The following is a 17,605-nucleotide window of genomic DNA, read 5'->3' as shown; positions in this document are numbered from 1 at the left end:
CTGCGCTGTAGTGTCGGATCACTGACATCCGGATCCAAACGAGCCGGAAGCATCGTTACCCGCACATTAGAAGCGGGTCGATATGCCGAAGTTGAATTCCTGCACGTCGTCGGTCTTTTCCTTCTTGACCGGGATCGCATAGTCGATGCGGATCGGGCCGAAAGGCGATGCCCACATCAGACCGACGCCGACAGAAGCGCGCCATTCCATGCCGGTCGTCGACTGATTGACGAGGTTGGAGGCAATCTTGCTGCCGTAGAGCGTTGCCGCATCGGCGAATACCGCGCCGCGCAAACCGAAGCTTTCCGGGATGACCGGCAGCGGGAACTGCGCTTCCGCCGAGGCATTGAAGTAAGTGGTGCCGCCGAGATGGTCATTGCTGTTGTCCGAGGCAACCGGACCGATGCCGCCATATTCGAAACCGCGGATCATTCGATCGCTGCTCTGGAAATGGTCGAAGACACGCAGGTCGCCGCTGCCATATCCCTGGACATGGCCGGCACCGCCAGAAATGAGGCCTACCAGATCCAATTGTTCGGACAACGTCTGATAAATGCTGCCGCGCGCTGTCACCTTGATGAACTTGGCGTCGCCGCCCACGCCAGCCACTTCCGTGCCGACGTTGGCAAAAATGCCTTCATGGGGATTCTTCATGTCGTCAATGGTATTGTAAACTAGGCCGAGACTAACCGACGATTTGAGCCACGGACTCTCTTCGACACCGTTTATAATCGCCTGGGAGACATCGCAGGTGGCAGGGTCGCAGTTCTCGTCGAACTCATACTTCTCCTGAGCGATATTATACGCGAGCTGAGTCGAGATGTTGTCGGTAATCGGCAGGCCGAAGCGCACTGTCGCGCCCGTCGTGTCGCTATCGTAATGGTCATAGTTTCGAGTCTGCTTGTAGATGTCGAATCCGGCAGCGATACGGCGACCAAGGAAGTACGGTTCGGTAAACGAGAAGCTGTAATCGCGCGAGTTCTTGCCGCCGCCAGCCGCCACCTTGATGAATTGGCCGCGGCCGAGGAAGTTCCGCTCACTGATTGAACCTTCGACGGACGGACCAGCCGTCTCGCCACCAGTCGAATAACCGGCACCGACCGAGAACTCACCGGTCGATTTCTCGACCACGTCGACCACCAGCACGACTTGATCAGGCTCAGAGCCCGGAACGGTGGAAATCTCGACTTTCTCAAAATAATCGAGTGCTTCCAGCCGCCTCTTCGCGCGCTGGATGAGAACCTGATTGAAAGCGTCGCCTTCGCTGACATCGAACTCGCGGCGAATGACGTAGTCGCGCGTCCGATCGTTGCCGCGGATCTCGATGCGCTCGATATAGGCCTTGGTGCCCTGGTCGATCGTATAAACGACAGAGATGGTGTGGTTTTCGAAGTTGCGGTCACCGCGCGGCGTCACCTGGGCAAAGGCATAACCAGAACCGGCGACCTTTTCGGTCAGCGCGATGATCGTGTCCTCGACATCCTTGGCGTTATAGACATCGCCCTTGTGGGTCTCGACCACCGATTCAAGCGACTTGCTGTCGACCTCGGGGATCGTGCTTTCGACGCTGACGTCCCCGAACGTATACCGCTCGCCCTCCTGCACCGTGATGGTAACGGTGTATTTGTTGGTTGTGTCGTCGAGTTCGCCGACAGCCGAGACGACCTGGAAGTCGGCATAGCCGTGATTATAATAGAAGCGGCGCAGCAGCTCCTGGTCGGCGCGCAGCTTGTCCTCGTCATAAACATCGTCGCGCAGCACGAACGACAGGAAGGACGAGCGCTTGGTGGAGATGATGTCCGACAGACGGCGGCTCGAATAGGCGCTGTTGCCGACGAAATTGATCGCCGCAATCTGGGTGCGGCCGCCTTCGTTGATGTTGAAGACCACGTTTACCCGGTTGTCGCCGAGATCCATGATCTGGGTGGTCACGGCGGCATCGTCGCGGCCGATACGCCGGTATGCGGCCTTGACCGCCTCGACATCGGCGTCGAGCTGTTGTTGCGAGAAGGTGCCGCGCGGCTTCAATTGCACCGCGGCTGCAAGCGCGTTGTCCTTGAGCTTCTTGTTGCCCTGGAACAGCACCTGGTTGACGACCTGGTATTCGGAAACCTTGATGACCAGCGTCGATCCGACCTGGTTGATCTGCACGTCCGAAAACAGCCCGGTGCCAAACAGCGCCTTGACCGCATCGTCGATGTCGGAGCTGGAAAACGCCTTGCCGGGCTTGATTGTCACGTAATTGCGGATGGTGTCCGCGTCGACACGCTGATTGCCGGTGACTTCGACTCTGGAGACGACAGCCGCCTCGGCGGCCGATGTGGCAACGAACTGCACTGCGAGCGCGCCTGGTACAACCAGAGCAGCGGACATAGCCACCGCGGACGCGGCGCTCAGAAACTTGGATGCTGCCTTCATCGGGCTTTTGTACCTTTTCTCGAAGTCCCCACGGCGAGAAAACCGGACGTGCGGTAATTTCCCCTACCGTATTAACCGGATTTTCCCTACACGCAAGGCTTCTGGTTAATTTGTATTTACTTAACCCTGTGGCGTGGCTTTCGCGTCACGCATATCCCCACGCATGGTAAACGGCGTCTCAACATTGGTCGCGCTGAAGCCAAATTTCTTCATGATTTCAGCACCCAAACAGATCGTTCCAGAAAACAAAGCCCATGAAGCCGAGCACCAGGATGAGGCCGCTCCGATAAGCCATTTCCATCATCCGTTCGGACACTGGCCGTCGGATGACAGCTTCCACGCCGTAGAACAGAAGATGCCCTCCGTCGAGGGGGGGAATCGGCAGAAGATTGAGAATTCCTATCCCGACTGACAGATATGCAACAAGCTGGACGAGCAATTCGAAGCCGAGCTTTGCCGCCTGGCCCGACATCTTGGCGATCTTGATGGGCCCGCCCAGCTGGCACTTGTCCTCGCGGCCAACAACGAAACGCTGCAGGAACTGGCCGGTGCGCTGGATGACGTGTCCGGTTTCCTGGACGGCCGCCCCGACTGCCCCGGCCGGGCTGTAGGTGATCAGCCGCGGCTGGCCGAGTTCCTTGTTGTTGACGACGCCGATCACGGCCACCTGGGCTTTGTTGCCCAATGCGTCTTGTTGTTCCATCAAGCGCGGCGTCGCCGTGACGGTGATTTCCTTGCCGCCGCGTAACATAACGAAGGTGATGCTGTCGCCGGCGCGGCCCGAAACCAGACGCTGGACGTCGGCAAAGGTCTCGACCTTGCTGCCGTCGACGCTGACGAATCGGTCACCGGGCATGATGCCGGCCGCCGCTGCCGGACTGCCTGCGGTGACTTCAGCCACCATCGGCTCGTATACCGGCCGGCCATATATTGAAAACAGCACGGCAAAGACGGCGATCGTCAGCAGGAAGTTGAACAGCGGCCCCGCCACGACGGTCGCCGCCCGCTTCCAGATCGGCTGCGTGTGGAAGGCAACCTTGCGTTCGTCGTCGCTCAGCGCCTCGACCTCCTCCGAGCTGGGCTGGCTCGACGTCGCGTTCATATCGCCGACGAACTTGACGTAGCCGCCGAGCGGTATGGCGCAAAGCTTCCAGCGGGTGCCGCGGCTGTCGTTGAAGCCGATGATCTCAGGGCCGAAACCGATCGAAAAGGCTTTTGCGCCGATACCGCACCAGCGGCCGACGAGGTAATGGCCCATTTCGTGGACGAACACGACCACGGTCAGCACGAACAGGAAAGGCACCAGCGTGCCGAGGACAAGGCCGTCCGTGCTGAAAACCGCGTGAAGAATCTCGTTCAATTCATGCCCTCAAATTCATCCACGGCGCAGATCACGCCGCGACTGTGACATCAATCCAGGCGAATCCATGACGCAGCCTCGCGCCGGCCCACCGACGATGCCGTTCAAACCGGAAACAGCCCCTGTGCCGGATGGTCGGCGGTCGCGGAAATCCAGCCGATGACGTATAGGGCGAAAGCCGCCGCGACAAGCCCATCGACCCGATCCATGATGCCGCCATGGCCGGGTATCAGCGTGCCGGAATCTTTACGGCCGTGGCGTCGCTTGACCCATGATTCGAACAGGTCGCCGGCTTGCGCGACGATCGAAAGCACCAGTGCGACCACGCCAAGCACGGCGAGGTTGCCCGTTCCGGCTACTGCGGCCAGAAGCAGACCGGCCACTACGCCGCCGACCACCCCACCGAGCGCCCCGCTCCGCGTCTTGCCCGGCGAGATCGACGGCGCCAGCCTTGGGCCACCGACGGAGCGGCCGACGAAATAAGCAAAAATATCGGTCGCCCAAACCACGGCGAATAGGAACAGAATGGCCAGCAGCCCTGAATGGTCGCCATCACGCAAGAAGGCCAGCGAGAAGCCCGACACGGCCGCATAGGCAAGGCCGGCTGCTTCCCACGGTCCTGCCTTGCGCATCGACGCCGCGATGGCAGTGACAGCAACCAGAGCCGCGACGAGCGGCAGCAGCAAAGACGCAGGCAGGCCGGCGACGAGGGCACCAATAAAGACCACGATCAGCGCCTCGGGCAGAAAGCCGAGACCTGCCATAGCACCAGCACCTGCCGGGGTAACGGGGCGGCTCATCCGCGTCCACTCGTAGAAGATCACCGCCGCCATGGCAGCGCAAAGCAACCGGAAGGGCAGTCCGCCGAGCCAGGTCAGGCCAAGCGTGACGATGGCAAGCACGACGGCCGAAATGACCCGGAGCTGGAGGTTGCTCATTCCTCAGCCTGAGGCGACATCTTGGGCGGCAAGTCCGCCGAAGCGGCGCTCGCGGCCGGCGAAATCGCGCAGTGCATCGGACAGGTGCTCGCGACTGAAGTCGGGCCAGTAGCAAGGCAGAAAAACGAGTTCACTATAGGCAGCCTGCCATAACAGGAAATTCGACAACCGAAGCTCGCCGCTGGTGCGGATGACCAGTTCCGGATCCGGAATGCCCTCTGTATCGAGCGAGCTGGCAAAGGACTCGGCCGTGATCGCCTCGCTGTCGATCTCACCGCGCGCCGCCGCTGTGGCGAGCTTGCGCGCGGTGCGCACGATCTCGTCGCGCCCGCCGTAATTGAAGGCAATGACCAGCGTCAGCGCTTCGTTGCGGAGAGTGAGCGTTTCGGCTTCCTCAAGCAGGCCCCTTATGTCGGGCTGCAGCCCTGCCCTGTCACCGATGACCCTGATCCGCACCCCACTCTGGTGCAGCTCGGCGAGGTCACGTCGGATGAAAAGCTTCAGCAGGCCCATGAGGTCGCTGACTTCAGATTTCGGTCGTGACCAGTTTTCCGACGAAAAAGCGTAGACGGTCAGGAAGGAGATGCCGAGGCCTGGGGCGGCGCGCACTGTCTGGCGCAGCGCCTCGACGCCGGCGCGGTGACCAGCTAGCCGAGGCAAGCCGCGCGCCTTGGCCCAGCGTCCGTTTCCGTCCATGATGATCGCGACATGCGCGGGCGTTGCCATGTTCTCACTTCCGGGCCAGCCGTGGCCAGACCCTAGACCTGCATAATTTCCGCTTCCTTGTCGGAAAGCAGGTGGTCGATGGTGCTGATTGTCTCGTCGGTCAGTTTCTGAACCTGGTCGGCCCGTTTGCGATGGTCGTCCTCACTGATGTCGCCGTCCTTTTCCGCCTTTTTCAGAAAGTCCATGCCGTCCCGGCGAACGTGTCGTGCGGCGACGCGGGCATTCTCGGCATAACCGTGCGAGATCTTGACCAGCTCCTTGCGGCGCTGTTCGTTGAGCTCGGGCAGCGGAATCCTGAGATTGGTACCGTCGACGATAGGATTGAACCCGAGATTGGCTTCACGGATGGCACGGTCGACCGCGCTGACCATCGACTTGTCCCACACCGAAACTGAAATCATGCGCGGTTCCGGAACCGACACTGTTGCCACCTGGTTGATCGGCATGGTGGTGCCATAGGCCTGCACCTGGACGGCATCGAGCAGGTTGCTCGACGCGCGGCCGGTGCGCAGCGAAGCCAGATCATGCTTGAACGCGGCGATCGCCCCGTCCATGCGCCGTTTGAGATCGTCGTATTCGCCACTCATCATCGTCTCCTCGACCCGTTAACCCGGGTTCACTGCTTAGGGTAAGCCCTGTTCGAGCCTCATCCGCAACCAATCCCTTTCGGGTTCATGGTCCGGTCAATCATCTGCGACGACCGTGCAACGGCCGCCGCCCCTCAGGATATCGCCGAAACCACCCTTCTCGTGGATCGAATAGACGATTATCGGAATGTTGTTTTCGCGCGCAAGTGCAATCGCCGCCGTATCCATGATCGAAAGCCCGCGTTTGATGACTTCGTCATGGCTGATCCGCTCGAAACGTGTCGCGTGCGGGTCCTTCTTGGGATCAGCCGAATAGACACCATCGACCTGGGTGCCTTTGAACAGAGCATCGGCTCCGATCTCGGCGGCTCGAAGGGCCGCAGCCGAATCGGTGGTGAAGAACGGATTGCCGGTGCCGCCGGCGAAGATGACGACCTTGCCCTGGTTCATGTAGGCGGTCGCCTGACGCTGCGAAAAACTTTCGCAAAGCTCGGGCATGGCGATCGCCGACAGCACAACGGCGTCGACGCCGATCTTGTTGAGCGAGGTGCGCAGCGCCAGCGAATTGATGACGGTGGCAAGCATGCCCATATGGTCGCCGGTGACGCGGTCTCCGCCCTTCGAGGCAACCGCGACGCCCCGGAAGATGTTGCCGCCGCCTATGACGACACCGACTTCGATGCCCAATGCCCGGGCCTCGGCGATGTCGGCGGCGATGCGGTCGACCACCGATACGTCGATGCCGAAATGCTGCTCGCCCATCAACGCTTCGCCCGATGCTTTCAGCAAAACACGTCGGTAGAGGGGCTTCACCGTCATCTGGTCCTCGTCATCGTGCGTGTGACGCGTTTCGGCGCGCCCCGAAACACTGGGCGTTCCGATACACGAAGGGCGCCACGATGTCACGCGGCGCCCGAGCCGGAAAACTCTCTTCCAGCTTCAGCTTACACGGCAAAAGCACCTTGCATGAACAGGTTCGGCAGGTAGCCAGCCGGCTTGTCACCGACTGTCTGACCTCCGGTAAGGCCACCCTGTATTTCCGAGCCGAAGAACGAATACGAAAAAGGGGGTGAATGACCGGCTCACCGCATCGAGCCGTGCCCGAACGTCCTGCGCAATGTCGAAATCGAGCGCGCCGAGATCGTCTTTGAGTTGATCCTACACCGCGCAAGAAATCGGCCGGGCATCCTCGCGGACACCCGGCCGAAAAAGCCTTTTAAACGAATAGTTTACTTCTTGACCGCTGCCGCGACTTCCGCCGCGAAATCGGTCTCTTCCTTCTCGATGCCCTCACCGAGCGCGAAGCGCAGATATGCAGCGATTTTGGCTGGCGCGCCGATCTCGCTTTCGGCATCCTTCAGCGCCTTCTCGACGGTGATGTCGGGATTGAGCACGAAAGCCTGCTTGAGCAGCACGACCTCTTCGTAGAACTTGCGCAAACGGCCCTCGACCATCTTCTCGATAATCGCTTCCGGCTTGCCGGACTGGCGTGCCTGGTCGGCGAAGATCGCCTTCTCGCGCTCCACCGCGGCCGGATCGAGCTCTTCGGTGGTCAAGGCCATCGGATTGGTGGCAGCGACATGCATGGCAACCTGACGGGCGAAGGCGTTCGCGGCATGCGCGTTGCCTGTCGTCTCGATGGCCACCAGCACGCCGAGCTTGCCAAGGCCGTCGGCGACCGCATTGTGAACGTAGGTTGCGACAGCGCCGTGCTCGACGGTGAGCTTGGCCGAACGGCGGAAGCCCAGATTCTCGCCGATGGTGCCGACAGCGTCCTTGATGGTCTCGGCGACCGACTTGCCCGAGCCCGGATAGGGAGCAGCGGCAACGGCCTCGGTCTTGCCGCCATAGGCAAGCGCGACCTTCGCGACGTTGGCGACGATCTCCTGGAACGCAGCATTGCGGGCAACGAAGTCCGTCTCGGAATTGACCTCGACGATCGCTGCCTCGCGGACGCCCGAATCGACGCCGATCAGGCCTTCGGCAGCGGTACGGCCAGCCTTCTTGTCGGCCTTGGAGATACCCTTCTTGCGCAGCCAGTCGATGGCTTCTTCCATGTTGCCGTTGGTCTCGTTCAACGCCGCCTTGCAGTCCATCATGCCCGCGCCGGTCAAGTCGCGGAGTTCTTTGACCTGTGCAGCCGAAATGCTCATTGTCGCCTCTTTGTCTAAATGCACTGACGCACCATCGATTTTCGATGATGCGCCTGATGCCGGTAGCGCTTACCGCGCCAACATATTGGAAAGATGAAGGCCGCAGCCGGCCTTCGCTACTATGCTTCCGGGGTCTGGGCTGCCGGGCTCTCGGCGGCCGGGGTCTGATCGAGCGCCGGCTCGACCGGAGCCTCGACCGACGCGCCGATATCGACACCGAGCGCGCCCTGCTGACGGGCGATGCCGTCGATAGCTGCCTTGGCGATCAGATCGCAATACAGCTGGATGGCGCGGGCCGCGTCGTCATTGCCGGGGATCGGGAAGTCGATCTTGTCCGGGTCGCAGTTGGAATCGATGATGGCAACGACCGGGATGCCGAGACGCTTGGCCTCGAGAATGGCGATCGCTTCCTTGTTGGTGTCGATCACGAACATCAAATCGGGCGTCGAACCCATATCCTTGATGCCGCCCAGCGCCTTGTCGAGCTTTTCACGCTCGCGGTCGAGGTTGAGGCGCTCCTTCTTGGTCAGGCCCTGAGCCTCGCCGGCCAGCATCTCGTCGAGCTTGCGCAGGCGCTGGATGGAATTCGAGATCGTCTTCCAGTTGGTCAGCATGCCGCCGAGCCAGCGCGAGTTGACATAGTACTGGGCCGAGCGCTGCGCGGCATCGGCGACGATGTCGGAGGCCTGGCGCTTGGTGCCGACGAACAGCACGCGGCCGCCCTTGGCAACCGTGTCGGAAACCTGCTTCAGCGCCTGGTGCAGCAAAGGCACCGTCTGCGAGAGGTCGATGATATGGATGTTGTTGCGGGCGCCGTAGATATAGGGCGCCATTTTCGGGTTCCAGCGGTGGGTCTGGTGGCCGAAGTGAATGCCAGCTTCCAATAGCTGGCGCATGCTGAAATCAGGCAGAGCCATTCTTATTTCCTTTCCGGTTAGCCTCCACGGACACAGGCATTTTTGGACTTTGTCCTCAAACGCCACCGGAGGTTTCAGCCGGATTTCTCCCGGGCAGACACCAAAGTCCGTGTGTGGAATGAGCGCGCATATAGAGGGGAAGCGCGACAAACGCAAGCGCTGTGGCGTCTTGCGGCTCAGCGTGCGGCGATCAGCGCACCGGTGTCATTGTCCCATCGTCCCCTTCCGCACCCGCACACGCCGGAAAACAGCGACGATCTCCTCGCGGGTGCATTCGATGGCGCCTAACCGCACTGCGCGGTCACGCTCCAGCCCGGTTATGTCATAATGCGGCGCCGATGTCTTGGGCGGCCCTTGATAGGACGAGCGCTTGATGCCGAGTTGCGCGGCGAAGCGATGCAGCTCGTCGGTATCGTCTGCCAGCAGATGACACCAGCGGTGGCCGACCCATTTCCAGATCGCCGCATCGACATAGACCGCCATGAGGTTTGCCGCACTCCTTCATCTTGCGCCGACCAGCACGCCGTTAACGATGATAGAAGGGATTGGCATAGAAAATGAAGGCTCCGCCGGCCTCGAGTTGCGTCATCGTCCTGGTGACGGTCTCCTGCATCCGGTCGTGCAGTTCGGCGAGTGCCTCCTCGACGGAGCCTTGATAAGCGTGCAACCCTAGCGGCTCCGGTACCCGGACATAGGCGCGGCGTGGGCCTGCCGGCTGCGGCACGAAACGGTTGATCGTATCGCGCAGCGTACCCTTGCAATAGTCGTTGCGGATCCGCTTCAAATGTTCGGCGATCTCCTCCTGCGTGATGCGCGGATTGGCTGAGGCCCACGGCCCGACACGCCGCAGGCGCTGGATCGTATCTGCCAGCGTTCGGACCTGCGCCTGGTTTTCGGTGCCATCCGTGTTTTCCCGCAGCCGGCGCCGCGACCGGCGCAAAAGCTCGGCAGTGTCGAGCGTGTCGGCGTCGACCGAGACAAGTTCAGCAAGGCGACGGCCGAGTTCCGCGAGCAGGTCCTTTTGACGTGCGTCATACGAAACCCGCTCATCTGACCGCAGGCCATACGCAGCCTCATCGCGCGACAGCAACGTCGCATAGATATGATGGATGCGCTCCGGCAGCGTATTGCCGGCACGGCGTTCGATCTTCAGGCTTTGCTCGACATAGGCGCATTCCTTTGCCAGCGCTGCCTCGACATTCCCCGTGAAAACGAGCTTCCAGATCACGGGCGCGATCCAAACCTTGAAATCCGGATCCATCAGGCGGCCGCGCTTCAGCGCCTCGAACCCCATCTCGACCGCCCCCGGCAGCAGCGGAGCAATGATGTTGGCATGCCAGCCGACACCGCCTTCGGGATGCAGGAGCACGCCGTGCCCCTTCAGCGCCCAGGCCACCGAATGTTCCTTGGCGGCCGCGCTGTTGCCCGGGATTTGCGCGATCAGATTGTTGGCCAACCAGAATTTCTGCATCAGCCGGCCAAGCCCGTTGACGACGCCGTGCGTGGCCCAGGATGCCGTCAGCGGGCTTACCCGCGAGACGACCTCCTTGTCGATCATCCAGTCGGTAAAGAATTCGGGATGGTTGGGCGTGATGAACGTCGCCTTGCCCGCACCGCAACAAGCCTTCAGCCTTTGCCGGTCATCCTCTGGAAAATAGATGTGGCGGACATTGGCGACGCCGCGCAAACCGGCCAGACGGTTGAACGGCAACAGGTCGCGAAAGCCTGGAATGCCGTGCAGCATGACAATTCGGTTGACGAACGTCATGGCCTTGATCAGCGTCGCATTGGGCCGCGGCGCCACAAAAACGTCGATCCTGCTCAACCTGCTCCCCCACGGCGCTTACCGTCGTTAGACGATGATGGGCAATTGCGGCATGCTCAAGTCGATACGACACGCCCGCAAGATCAAGCGCTACTATCCCGGATAGCGGCCGGCGGCTTGTCGTTGGTTCCAGCCTATTTCGACGGGCAGGTCTTTGGCTGATCGAACAGCGACAGATTGACCAGTTTGCCGGTCATCGAGAACTCGCCATAGTCCATGACGAGATCGCGCGTGATGCCGTTCTTGTGCAGCTTGAAGCTGATCCGGTATTCCGGCACCTCCTCGCCGCCTTTGTCGGCATCATCGAAATAGGCGATGTCGACCGGCCAGTATTTGTCGGTGGCGAGCTTGGCCAGCGCCGGCGCTTCCGGATCGGCGTTGTCGGCATCGGCTTGCTTGCCGACGACGACGGTGGTGGTCACCACCTTGTTGGCATCCTCAGAGCCGTCGAACAGGTTGGTTTCGTAGAAGCGCTCACCCTTTTCCGCCTTGCCGATCATTTCGACCATTTGCTGGGTCGGGAACTGGGTCGGCGCGAGTTCCAGGCTGTTCTTCTCGGGCTTGTCGATATCGACCTTGAGACCGTTGGCCTCCTTCGTTGCGGTACCCTTGACCTCCTTGTCGAGGTTCTGGTCGACAAAGGATTTGTTCACGAAGGAGAAGGTCTTGCCCTCGGCGTCCTCGAAGGTGGTCATCTGCTGGTCGGTCAGCCTGGTGTTGTCGCTGGTTACGATCTGGGTCACCAAACGGAACTTTACCGTATAGCCCTCGCAAGGCGAGCCGTTGAACTCGTAGACCATGCGGCCGGTGATGCCGGTGATGCCGGAGCGGTCGGAGGCTTTGTCGAGTGAAATGTCGTAAACCGCGCGATGCGCCTGCAGCGCCGGCACCGCAAAAGCGGGAGCCGCCCAGGAAGCCGCTGTCAAGAGAACGGCGTTGAATACGAGGCGCGTTGCGCGCATGGGGTGCTCCGATCATCGCGGCTAATGGCAGGCCGCATGGAAAGATGGTCCAGCTTAAAAAAAGTCGTGGCGGAAGCGAGGCAAAAATAGCAATTTCGGCCCGGCCTGCGCGGCACCTTCAAGCAATAGGGAAATAGCATGAGCGAAACAATCGAAAAGCGGCTAAGCGGTCTCGGCGTGACGCTACCGGCCGCCGCCGCGCCCGCCGCCAATTATGTGCCCTATTGCAGGACCGGCAATCTGCTGTTCACCGCCGGGCAGTTGCCGCTCAAGGACGGCAAGCTCCAGGCGAGCGGACTACTTGGCCGCGATGTCGACACCGCGACCGGCAAGGAAGCCGCAAAATACTGTGCGATCAACATATTGGCGCAGGCCCAGGCAGCACTTGGCGATCTCGAGAAAATCCGTCGCTTGGTGAAGATCACCGTCTTCGTCGCCTCGGCACCGGATTTTGTCGAACAGCATCTGGTTGCCAACGGTGCCTCGGATTTTCTCGCCGCGGTGCTCGGCGATCGCGGCAAGCACGCTCGCTCCGCCGTCGGCACCGCCTCCCTGCCGCTTAATGCCGCAGTGGAAATCGAAGCGATCTTCGAAATCGAATGACCGGGACTGCAACCATGACCGATCTTTCCTGGCTGACCGCCCGGCCCGTCGCCCATCGCGGCCTCCACGACATGAACAAGACGCGCTGGGAGAACACCCTTTCCGCCTTCGCCGCGGCGGCCGAGCGCGGCTACGCGATCGAATGCGACGTGCACCTGTCATCCGACGGCGTCCCCGTCATCATCCACGATGGCGATCTGCGGCGGCTAACCGGCGAAAACGGCTTCGTCTGGCAGCGTACGGCTGCCGAGATCACCGCGCTGAAGGTCGGCGGCACCGCTGACCATTTGCCGACGCTGCAGCAGGCGCTTGATCTGGTCGACGGCCGTGTGCCGATGGTTGTCGAACTGAAAGGAGCTGCCGGGCACGACGAAGGCCTGGTCGAAAGCGTCGGCAAGATGCTCAAGCAATACAAGGGCAAGACTGCGATCATGTCGTTCGACCATTGGCTGATCCGTGAGTTCCCGAAATATGCCCCCGGCATACCCGGCGGGTTGACCGCCTACGGCAACGACAACCACCTGATCGAGGCGCATTTCGCCATGCTGGCGCATGACATCGCCTTCACCTCCTACGCCGCCGGCGACCTGCCGAACCGGTTCGTCTCCTTCGTGCGAGAAAAACTCGGTATGCCGGTGATCACCTGGACCGTGCACGACCAGCCTGCCGTCGAGCTGACCTTCAAATATGCCGACCAGATGACGTTCGAAGGATTCGAGCCAGATCTGGTACGGCTTGCTTGAGCGGGCTTGTATGGGTCAGCAGCGAGCTTAAGTAAGCCCCATGGATCAAGGGGACGACTGCGAAAGACAAACGGCGAACGCGGAGCTGTCGATCCGCATCGCGGCGGGCATCGGGGCCTTTACCAGCGCTGAATGGGACAACCTCGGCGGCACTACGCGCGGCGATGCCGAAAACGGCTACAACCCCCTTGTTTCATTAGCTTTTTTGAGCGCGCTGGAAGATTCCGGCTGCGCTGTTCGGCGTACCGGCTGGCAAGGCCATCACCTGAGGCTGGAAACCGCCCGAGGCAAGCTGCTCGGGGCGGTCCCCTGCTATTTGAAGTCGCACAGCCAGGGCGAATATGTATTCGACCATGGCTGGTCGGACGCATTCGAACGTGCCGGCGGGCGCTACTACCCGAAGCTGCAATGCGCGGTGCCGTTCACGCCCGTCACCGGCCCTCGCCTGCTGGTCGGCAAGGGCGAGGACAGTCCCACCGTCAAGGCCGGTCTTGCGGCCGGCCTGAAGGCGGTGACGGATAAGCTCGGCGTGTCTTCCGCCCATGTCACCTTCGCGCCGGAGGACGATGTCCAGATATTGGCGGCGGCCGGTTTCCTGCATCGCACCGACCAGCAGTTTCACTTCTTCAACGAAGGTTTTTCGAGCTATGACGATTTTCTCGCGACGTTAGCGTCGCGCAAGCGCAAGGCAATGAAGAAAGAGCGGCGTGAGGCGCTCGCCGACGGCATCTCGATCGACTGGCTGACCGGCAAGGATCTGACCGAAAAGGCCTGGGACGACTTTTTCGCGTTCTACATGGATACCGGCAGCAGGAAGTGGGGCCGGCCCTACCTCAACCGCGATTTCTTCTCTCTAATCGGCGAGCGCATGGCCGACGACATCCTGCTGGTCATGGCCAAACGCAACGGACGCTACATAGCGGGCGCCATCAACTTCATCGGCTCAGACGCGCTCTACGGCCGCAACTGGGGCTGCATCGAGGACCACCCATTCCTGCATTTCGAAGTCTGCTACCATCAGGCAATCGATTTCGCCATCTCGCGCAAGCTGAAGGTGGTTGAAGCCGGTGCTCAGGGCGAGCACAAGCTGGCGCGCGGCTACCGGCCCGTGACGATGCATTCGGCGCACTATATCGCCCATCCAGGTCTGCGCAATGCAGTGGCCGACTACCTCCAGCGCGAGCGGCGCGAAGTCGAGCGGATGAGCGAATATCTGGAAGAGCACACCCCGTTCCGCAAGGACATGGCGGAGTAGGGTAGCGAGCCCAATCGCTCAGCCGTGCGAGCCCGCACGGCCGATGTCGATCGATCATCTTGCCCGCCCGGAACAGCTTCGCTACACGAGACAGCGAGCCAAGAACCGGAGCGCGCGCCATGGCCGAAGCAACCTACGACAGCAGCAACATCTTCGCCAAAATTCTGCGCGGAGAAATCCCTTCGCACCGCGTCTACGAGGATGAAGCGGTCATTGTCTTCATGGATGTGATGCCGCAAGGACAGGGTCACACGCTGGTGGTGCCGAAAGCGCCGTCGCGCAACCTGCTTGACGCGGATCCGGCGGTGCTTGGCCCGCTCTTCGCTCACGTCCAGAAAGTTGCGCGGGCCGTAAAGAAGGCCTTCGATGCCGATGGCGTCACGGTTATGCAGTTCAACGAACCAGCTTCGGGGCAGACTGTCTTTCACCTTCACGTCCATGTCATTCCGCGCTTCGAAGGCATTCCCCTGAAACCGCACAGCGGACAGATGGAAAAGCCTGAAATCCTGGCCCAGAACGCCGGCAAAATACGGATGGCGCTGGCAAGCTGAACCGGCGCAAACCGCTCCGGCGGGCGCCGGGTGCTTGACCGGAGGGTGTCACAAAAAAAGCCCCGTTTCCGGGGCTTTTTTACTGGCTGGTTCGTCAGTTCTTGCGCGGCAGTTGCGGCACGAGACTGCGCTTGCCCCCGTCCTTACCTTTGGGCTCCGGCTTCTGCGCCACCGCCTTTTTCGCGGCGGGCTTCTTTGCCACCGCCTTCTTGGCCTTCGGCACGTCGTCCGGCTCTTCCTTCTTCGGCTTCACCGGCGCCTCGTCGGCGAGCGATTCGAGCTTCAGGCCGGTCTCGCCGGTTTCCTTCTTCTCGACGGTGACACGCACCGTGCCGCCCTTCTTGAGCTTGCCGAACAGCACCTCGTCGGCCAGCGGCTTCTTGATGTGCTCCTGGATGACACGGCCAAGCGGCCGGGCGCCCATGCGCTCGTCATAGCCCTTGTCGGCCAGCCATGCGATTGCATCCTGCGACAAGTCGAAGGTCACACCACGCTCGGAAAGCTGCGCTTCCAGCTGCATGACGAACTTCTGCACCACCTGATGGATGACCGGCACCGGCAGCGAGCCGAACGGAATGATCGCATCGAGACGGTTGCGGAACTCCGGCGTGAACAGCCGGTTGATCGCCTCGACATCGTCGCCTTCGCGCTTGGTCGAACCGAAACCGATCGCCGCGCGCTGCGCATCGGATGCGCCCGCATTGGTGGTCATGATCAGGATGACATTGCGGAAGTCGATCTGCTTGCCGTTATGGTCGGTCAGCTTGCCGTGGTCCATGACCTGCAACAGGATGTTGAACAGGTCCGGATGCGCCTTCTCGACTTCGTCCAGCAACAGCACGCAATGCGGATGCTGGTCGACGCCGTCGGTCAGAAGGCCGCCCTGGTCGAAGCCGACATAGCCGGGAGGCGCGCCGATCAACCGCGAAACGGTGTGGCGTTCCATATATTCCGACATGTCGAAGCGGATCAGCTCCACGCCGAGCGAGGCGGCGAGCTGCTTGGCCACTTCCGTCTTGCCGACACCGGTCGGGCCCGAGAACAGGTACGAGCCGATCGGCTTTTCCGGTTCCCGCAGGCCGGCCCGCGCCAGCTTGATGGCCGAGGTCAGCGCTGTGATCGCAGTGTCCTGGCCGTAAACGACGCGCTTCAACTCGATGTCGAGGCCTTGCAGCACCTTCTCGTCGTCGGCGGAAACCGTCTTCGGCGGGATGCGCGCCATGGTGGCGATCGTCGCTTCGATCTCCTTGATGCCGATGGTCTTCTTGCGCTTGGCTTCCGGCACCAGCATTTGCGAGGCACCTGTCTCGTCGATCACGTCGATCGCCTTGTCCGGGAGCTTGCGGTCGTTGATGTAACGCGCCGAGAGTTCGACCGAAGCCTTGATCGCCTCGCTCGTGTAGCGGACCTTGTGGAACTCCTCGAAATAAGGCTTGAGGCCCTTCATGATCTCGATGGCGTCCTCGACCGTCGGCTCGTTGACGTCGATCTTCTGGAAGCGCCGCACCAGCGCGCGGTCCTTCTCGAAGAACTGGCGGAACTCCTTGTAGGTGGTCGAGCCGATGCAGCGGATGGCGCCGGACGACAGTGCGGGTTTTAACAGGTTCGATGCATCCATGGCGCCGCCGGAGGTGGCCCCTGCCCCGATCACGGTGTGGATTTCATCGATGAACAGCACGGCGCCGGGATAATCCTCGAGCTCCTTGACGACCTGCTTCAGCCGCTCCTCGAAATCGCCGCGATAGCGGGTGCCGGCCAACAGCGTGCCCATGTCGAGCGCGAAGATGGTGGCATTGTGCAGCACTTCGGGAACGTCGCCCTCGACGATGCGCTTGGCGAGGCCTTCGGCGATAGCCGTCTTGCCGACGCCGGGATCACCGACATAGAGGGGGTTGTTCTTGGAGCGGCGGCACAGCACCTGGATGGTCCGGTTGATCTCGCTCTCGCGACCGATCAATGGATCGATCTTGCCGGCCTTGGCCTTGTTGTTCAGGTTGACGCAATAGGCAGTCAGCGCGTCCTGCTGCTGCTTCTTCTTGCCGCCTTCCTCTTGCGGCTCGGCTCCGCTCTGGCTGCCTTGCTCGTCGTCGGCGCCGCGCGGGGTACGGGTCTCGGAAGCGCCGGGGCGCTTGGCGATGCCATGCGAGATGTAGTTGACCGCGTCGTAGCGGGTCATCTGCTGTTCCTGCAGGAAGTAAGCGGCGTGGCTTTCACGCTCAGCGAAGATGGCGACGAGCACGTTGGCGCCGGACACTTCCTCGCGGCCTGACGACTGCACATGGATCACCGCGCGCTGGATGACGCGCTGGAAACCGGCAGTCGGCTTGGAATCTTCATCGTAACCGGTGACGAGATTGTCGAGCTCGGTGTCGATATAGGTGAGAACCGTATGCTTCAACTCGTCGAGATCGACGTTGCAGGCACGCATGACGGCCGCCGCCTCGGTGTCGTCGATCAGGGCGAGCAGCAAATGTTCAAGGGTTGCATATTCATGGTGCCGCTCATTGGCGAGCGTCAGCGCTTGGTGAAGCGCCTTTTCCAGGCCTTGGGAGAAAGCCGGCATGTTA

At 61.3% G+C, this 17,605-nt stretch carries 16 protein-coding genes; 4 read left to right on the top strand and 12 right to left on the bottom strand.

All coding sequences use genetic code 11. From position 1 onward, the window contains the following. Positions 1-66: 66 nt before the first annotated feature. The 11 genes from bamA to NKH98_RS16600 all read right to left on the bottom strand — a co-directional run bounded on the left by bamA (position 67) and on the right by NKH98_RS16600 (position 11,886). On the bottom strand, positions 67-2,418 hold the full coding sequence (gene bamA / locus NKH98_RS16650) for an outer membrane protein assembly factor BamA (protein ID WP_352478917.1): 2,352 nt from the start codon (positions 2,416-2,418) through the stop codon (positions 67-69). Between the two features lie 217 nt (positions 2,419-2,635). Then, positions 2,636-3,778, bottom strand: a complete 1,143-nt coding sequence (rseP, locus tag NKH98_RS16645) for an RIP metalloprotease RseP (RefSeq protein ID WP_352899869.1) — start codon at positions 3,776-3,778, stop codon at positions 2,636-2,638. 104 nt (positions 3,779-3,882) lie between these two features. Continuing rightward, on the bottom strand, positions 3,883-4,716 hold the full coding sequence (locus NKH98_RS16640; RefSeq protein WP_352899868.1) for a phosphatidate cytidylyltransferase: 834 nt from the start codon (positions 4,714-4,716) through the stop codon (positions 3,883-3,885). 3 nt (positions 4,717-4,719) lie between these two features. After that, positions 4,720-5,442, bottom strand: a complete 723-nt coding sequence (locus NKH98_RS16635) for an isoprenyl transferase (protein ID WP_352899867.1) — start codon at positions 5,440-5,442, stop codon at positions 4,720-4,722. 32 nt (positions 5,443-5,474) lie between these two features. After that, entirely contained in the window at positions 5,475-6,029 is a 555-nt protein-coding gene (frr, locus tag NKH98_RS16630; protein ID WP_084640965.1) for a ribosome recycling factor, read from the bottom strand. 96 nt (positions 6,030-6,125) lie between these two features. Beyond that, entirely contained in the window at positions 6,126-6,848 is a 723-nt protein-coding gene (pyrH, locus tag NKH98_RS16625) for a UMP kinase (protein ID WP_023674934.1), read from the bottom strand. A 410-nt stretch (positions 6,849-7,258) separates the two neighbouring features. After that, a complete protein-coding gene (gene tsf / locus NKH98_RS16620; protein WP_352471655.1) occupies positions 7,259-8,182 on the bottom strand; it encodes a translation elongation factor Ts in 924 nt (307 codons plus the stop codon). Between the two features lie 119 nt (positions 8,183-8,301). Continuing rightward, on the bottom strand, positions 8,302-9,099 hold the full coding sequence (rpsB, locus tag NKH98_RS16615; protein ID WP_031211288.1) for a 30S ribosomal protein S2: 798 nt from the start codon (positions 9,097-9,099) through the stop codon (positions 8,302-8,304). A gap of 204 nt (positions 9,100-9,303) precedes the next feature. Further along, positions 9,304-9,582 (bottom strand): DUF4031 domain-containing protein, encoded by a 279-nt coding sequence (locus NKH98_RS16610; RefSeq protein WP_352899866.1) that lies wholly within the window; start codon positions 9,580-9,582, stop codon positions 9,304-9,306. Positions 9,583-9,625: 43 nt separating this feature from the next. After that, complete coding sequence (locus tag NKH98_RS16605; RefSeq protein ID WP_352899863.1) at positions 9,626-10,924, bottom strand: lysophospholipid acyltransferase family protein; 1,299 nt, start codon at positions 10,922-10,924, stop codon at positions 9,626-9,628. Between the two features lie 134 nt (positions 10,925-11,058). Beyond that, positions 11,059-11,886, bottom strand: a complete 828-nt coding sequence (locus NKH98_RS16600) for a cell envelope integrity EipB family protein (RefSeq protein WP_352807070.1) — start codon at positions 11,884-11,886, stop codon at positions 11,059-11,061. 138 nt (positions 11,887-12,024) lie between these two features. On the opposite strand from NKH98_RS16600, the gene NKH98_RS16595 reads away from it, so the two are divergent. The 4 genes from NKH98_RS16595 to NKH98_RS16580 all read left to right on the top strand — a co-directional run bounded on the left by NKH98_RS16595 (position 12,025) and on the right by NKH98_RS16580 (position 15,038). Next, positions 12,025-12,489 (top strand): RidA family protein, encoded by a 465-nt coding sequence (locus NKH98_RS16595; RefSeq protein ID WP_352898938.1) that lies wholly within the window; start codon positions 12,025-12,027, stop codon positions 12,487-12,489. A gap of 14 nt (positions 12,490-12,503) precedes the next feature. After that, positions 12,504-13,232 (top strand): glycerophosphodiester phosphodiesterase, encoded by a 729-nt coding sequence (locus NKH98_RS16590; protein ID WP_352898941.1) that lies wholly within the window; start codon positions 12,504-12,506, stop codon positions 13,230-13,232. Between the two features lie 40 nt (positions 13,233-13,272). After that, positions 13,273-14,487: a GNAT family N-acetyltransferase gene (locus NKH98_RS16585; RefSeq protein WP_352898942.1), complete on the top strand. Its 1,215-nt coding sequence runs from the start codon at positions 13,273-13,275 to the stop codon at positions 14,485-14,487. Positions 14,488-14,606: 119 nt separating this feature from the next. Next, positions 14,607-15,038: an HIT family protein gene (locus NKH98_RS16580; protein ID WP_352478928.1), complete on the top strand. Its 432-nt coding sequence runs from the start codon at positions 14,607-14,609 to the stop codon at positions 15,036-15,038. A 94-nt stretch (positions 15,039-15,132) separates the two neighbouring features. Here the strand turns inward: NKH98_RS16580 and clpA are convergent, their stop codons facing one another. After that, entirely contained in the window at positions 15,133-17,601 is a 2,469-nt protein-coding gene (clpA, locus tag NKH98_RS16575; RefSeq protein WP_023674922.1) for an ATP-dependent Clp protease ATP-binding subunit ClpA, read from the bottom strand. Between the last annotated feature and the right edge of the window lie 4 nt (positions 17,602-17,605).

Source organism: Mesorhizobium sp. M0833 (assembly GCF_040319905.1).
Lineage (GTDB): Bacteria > Pseudomonadota > Alphaproteobacteria > Rhizobiales > Rhizobiaceae > Mesorhizobium.
The sequence above is the reverse complement of the archived record's forward strand: the minus strand, read 5'-3'. Positions and strand labels throughout refer to the sequence as shown.

Excerpts from the sequence above, each read along its gene's own strand:
- NKH98_RS16600 (WP_352807070.1), bottom strand. The coding sequence starts at position 11,886 with ATGCGCGCAACGCGCCTCGTATTCAACGCCGTTCTCTTGACAGCGGCT.
- pyrH (WP_023674934.1), bottom strand. The coding sequence starts at position 6,848 with ATGACGGTGAAGCCCCTCTACCGACGTGTTTTGCTGAAAGCATCGGGC.
- NKH98_RS16590 (WP_352898941.1), top strand. The coding sequence starts at position 12,504 with ATGACCGATCTTTCCTGGCTGACCGCCCGGCCCGTCGCCCATCGCGGC.
- NKH98_RS16640 (WP_352899868.1), bottom strand. The coding sequence starts at position 4,716 with ATGAGCAACCTCCAGCTCCGGGTCATTTCGGCCGTCGTGCTTGCCATC.
- NKH98_RS16580 (WP_352478928.1), top strand. The coding sequence starts at position 14,607 with ATGGCCGAAGCAACCTACGACAGCAGCAACATCTTCGCCAAAATTCTG.
- bamA (WP_352478917.1), bottom strand. The coding sequence starts at position 2,418 with ATGAAGGCAGCATCCAAGTTTCTGAGCGCCGCGTCCGCGGTGGCTATG.
- clpA (WP_023674922.1), bottom strand. The coding sequence starts at position 17,601 with ATGCCGGCTTTCTCCCAAGGCCTGGAAAAGGCGCTTCACCAAGCGCTG.
- NKH98_RS16610 (WP_352899866.1), bottom strand. The coding sequence starts at position 9,582 with ATGGCGGTCTATGTCGATGCGGCGATCTGGAAATGGGTCGGCCACCGC.
- frr (WP_084640965.1), bottom strand. The coding sequence starts at position 6,029 with ATGAGTGGCGAATACGACGATCTCAAACGGCGCATGGACGGGGCGATC.
- rpsB (WP_031211288.1), bottom strand. The coding sequence starts at position 9,099 with ATGGCTCTGCCTGATTTCAGCATGCGCCAGCTATTGGAAGCTGGCATT.
- tsf (WP_352471655.1), bottom strand. The coding sequence starts at position 8,182 with ATGAGCATTTCGGCTGCACAGGTCAAAGAACTCCGCGACTTGACCGGC.
- NKH98_RS16585 (WP_352898942.1), top strand. The coding sequence starts at position 13,273 with ATGGATCAAGGGGACGACTGCGAAAGACAAACGGCGAACGCGGAGCTG.
- NKH98_RS16635 (WP_352899867.1), bottom strand. The coding sequence starts at position 5,442 with ATGGCAACGCCCGCGCATGTCGCGATCATCATGGACGGAAACGGACGC.
- NKH98_RS16595 (WP_352898938.1), top strand. The coding sequence starts at position 12,025 with ATGAGCGAAACAATCGAAAAGCGGCTAAGCGGTCTCGGCGTGACGCTA.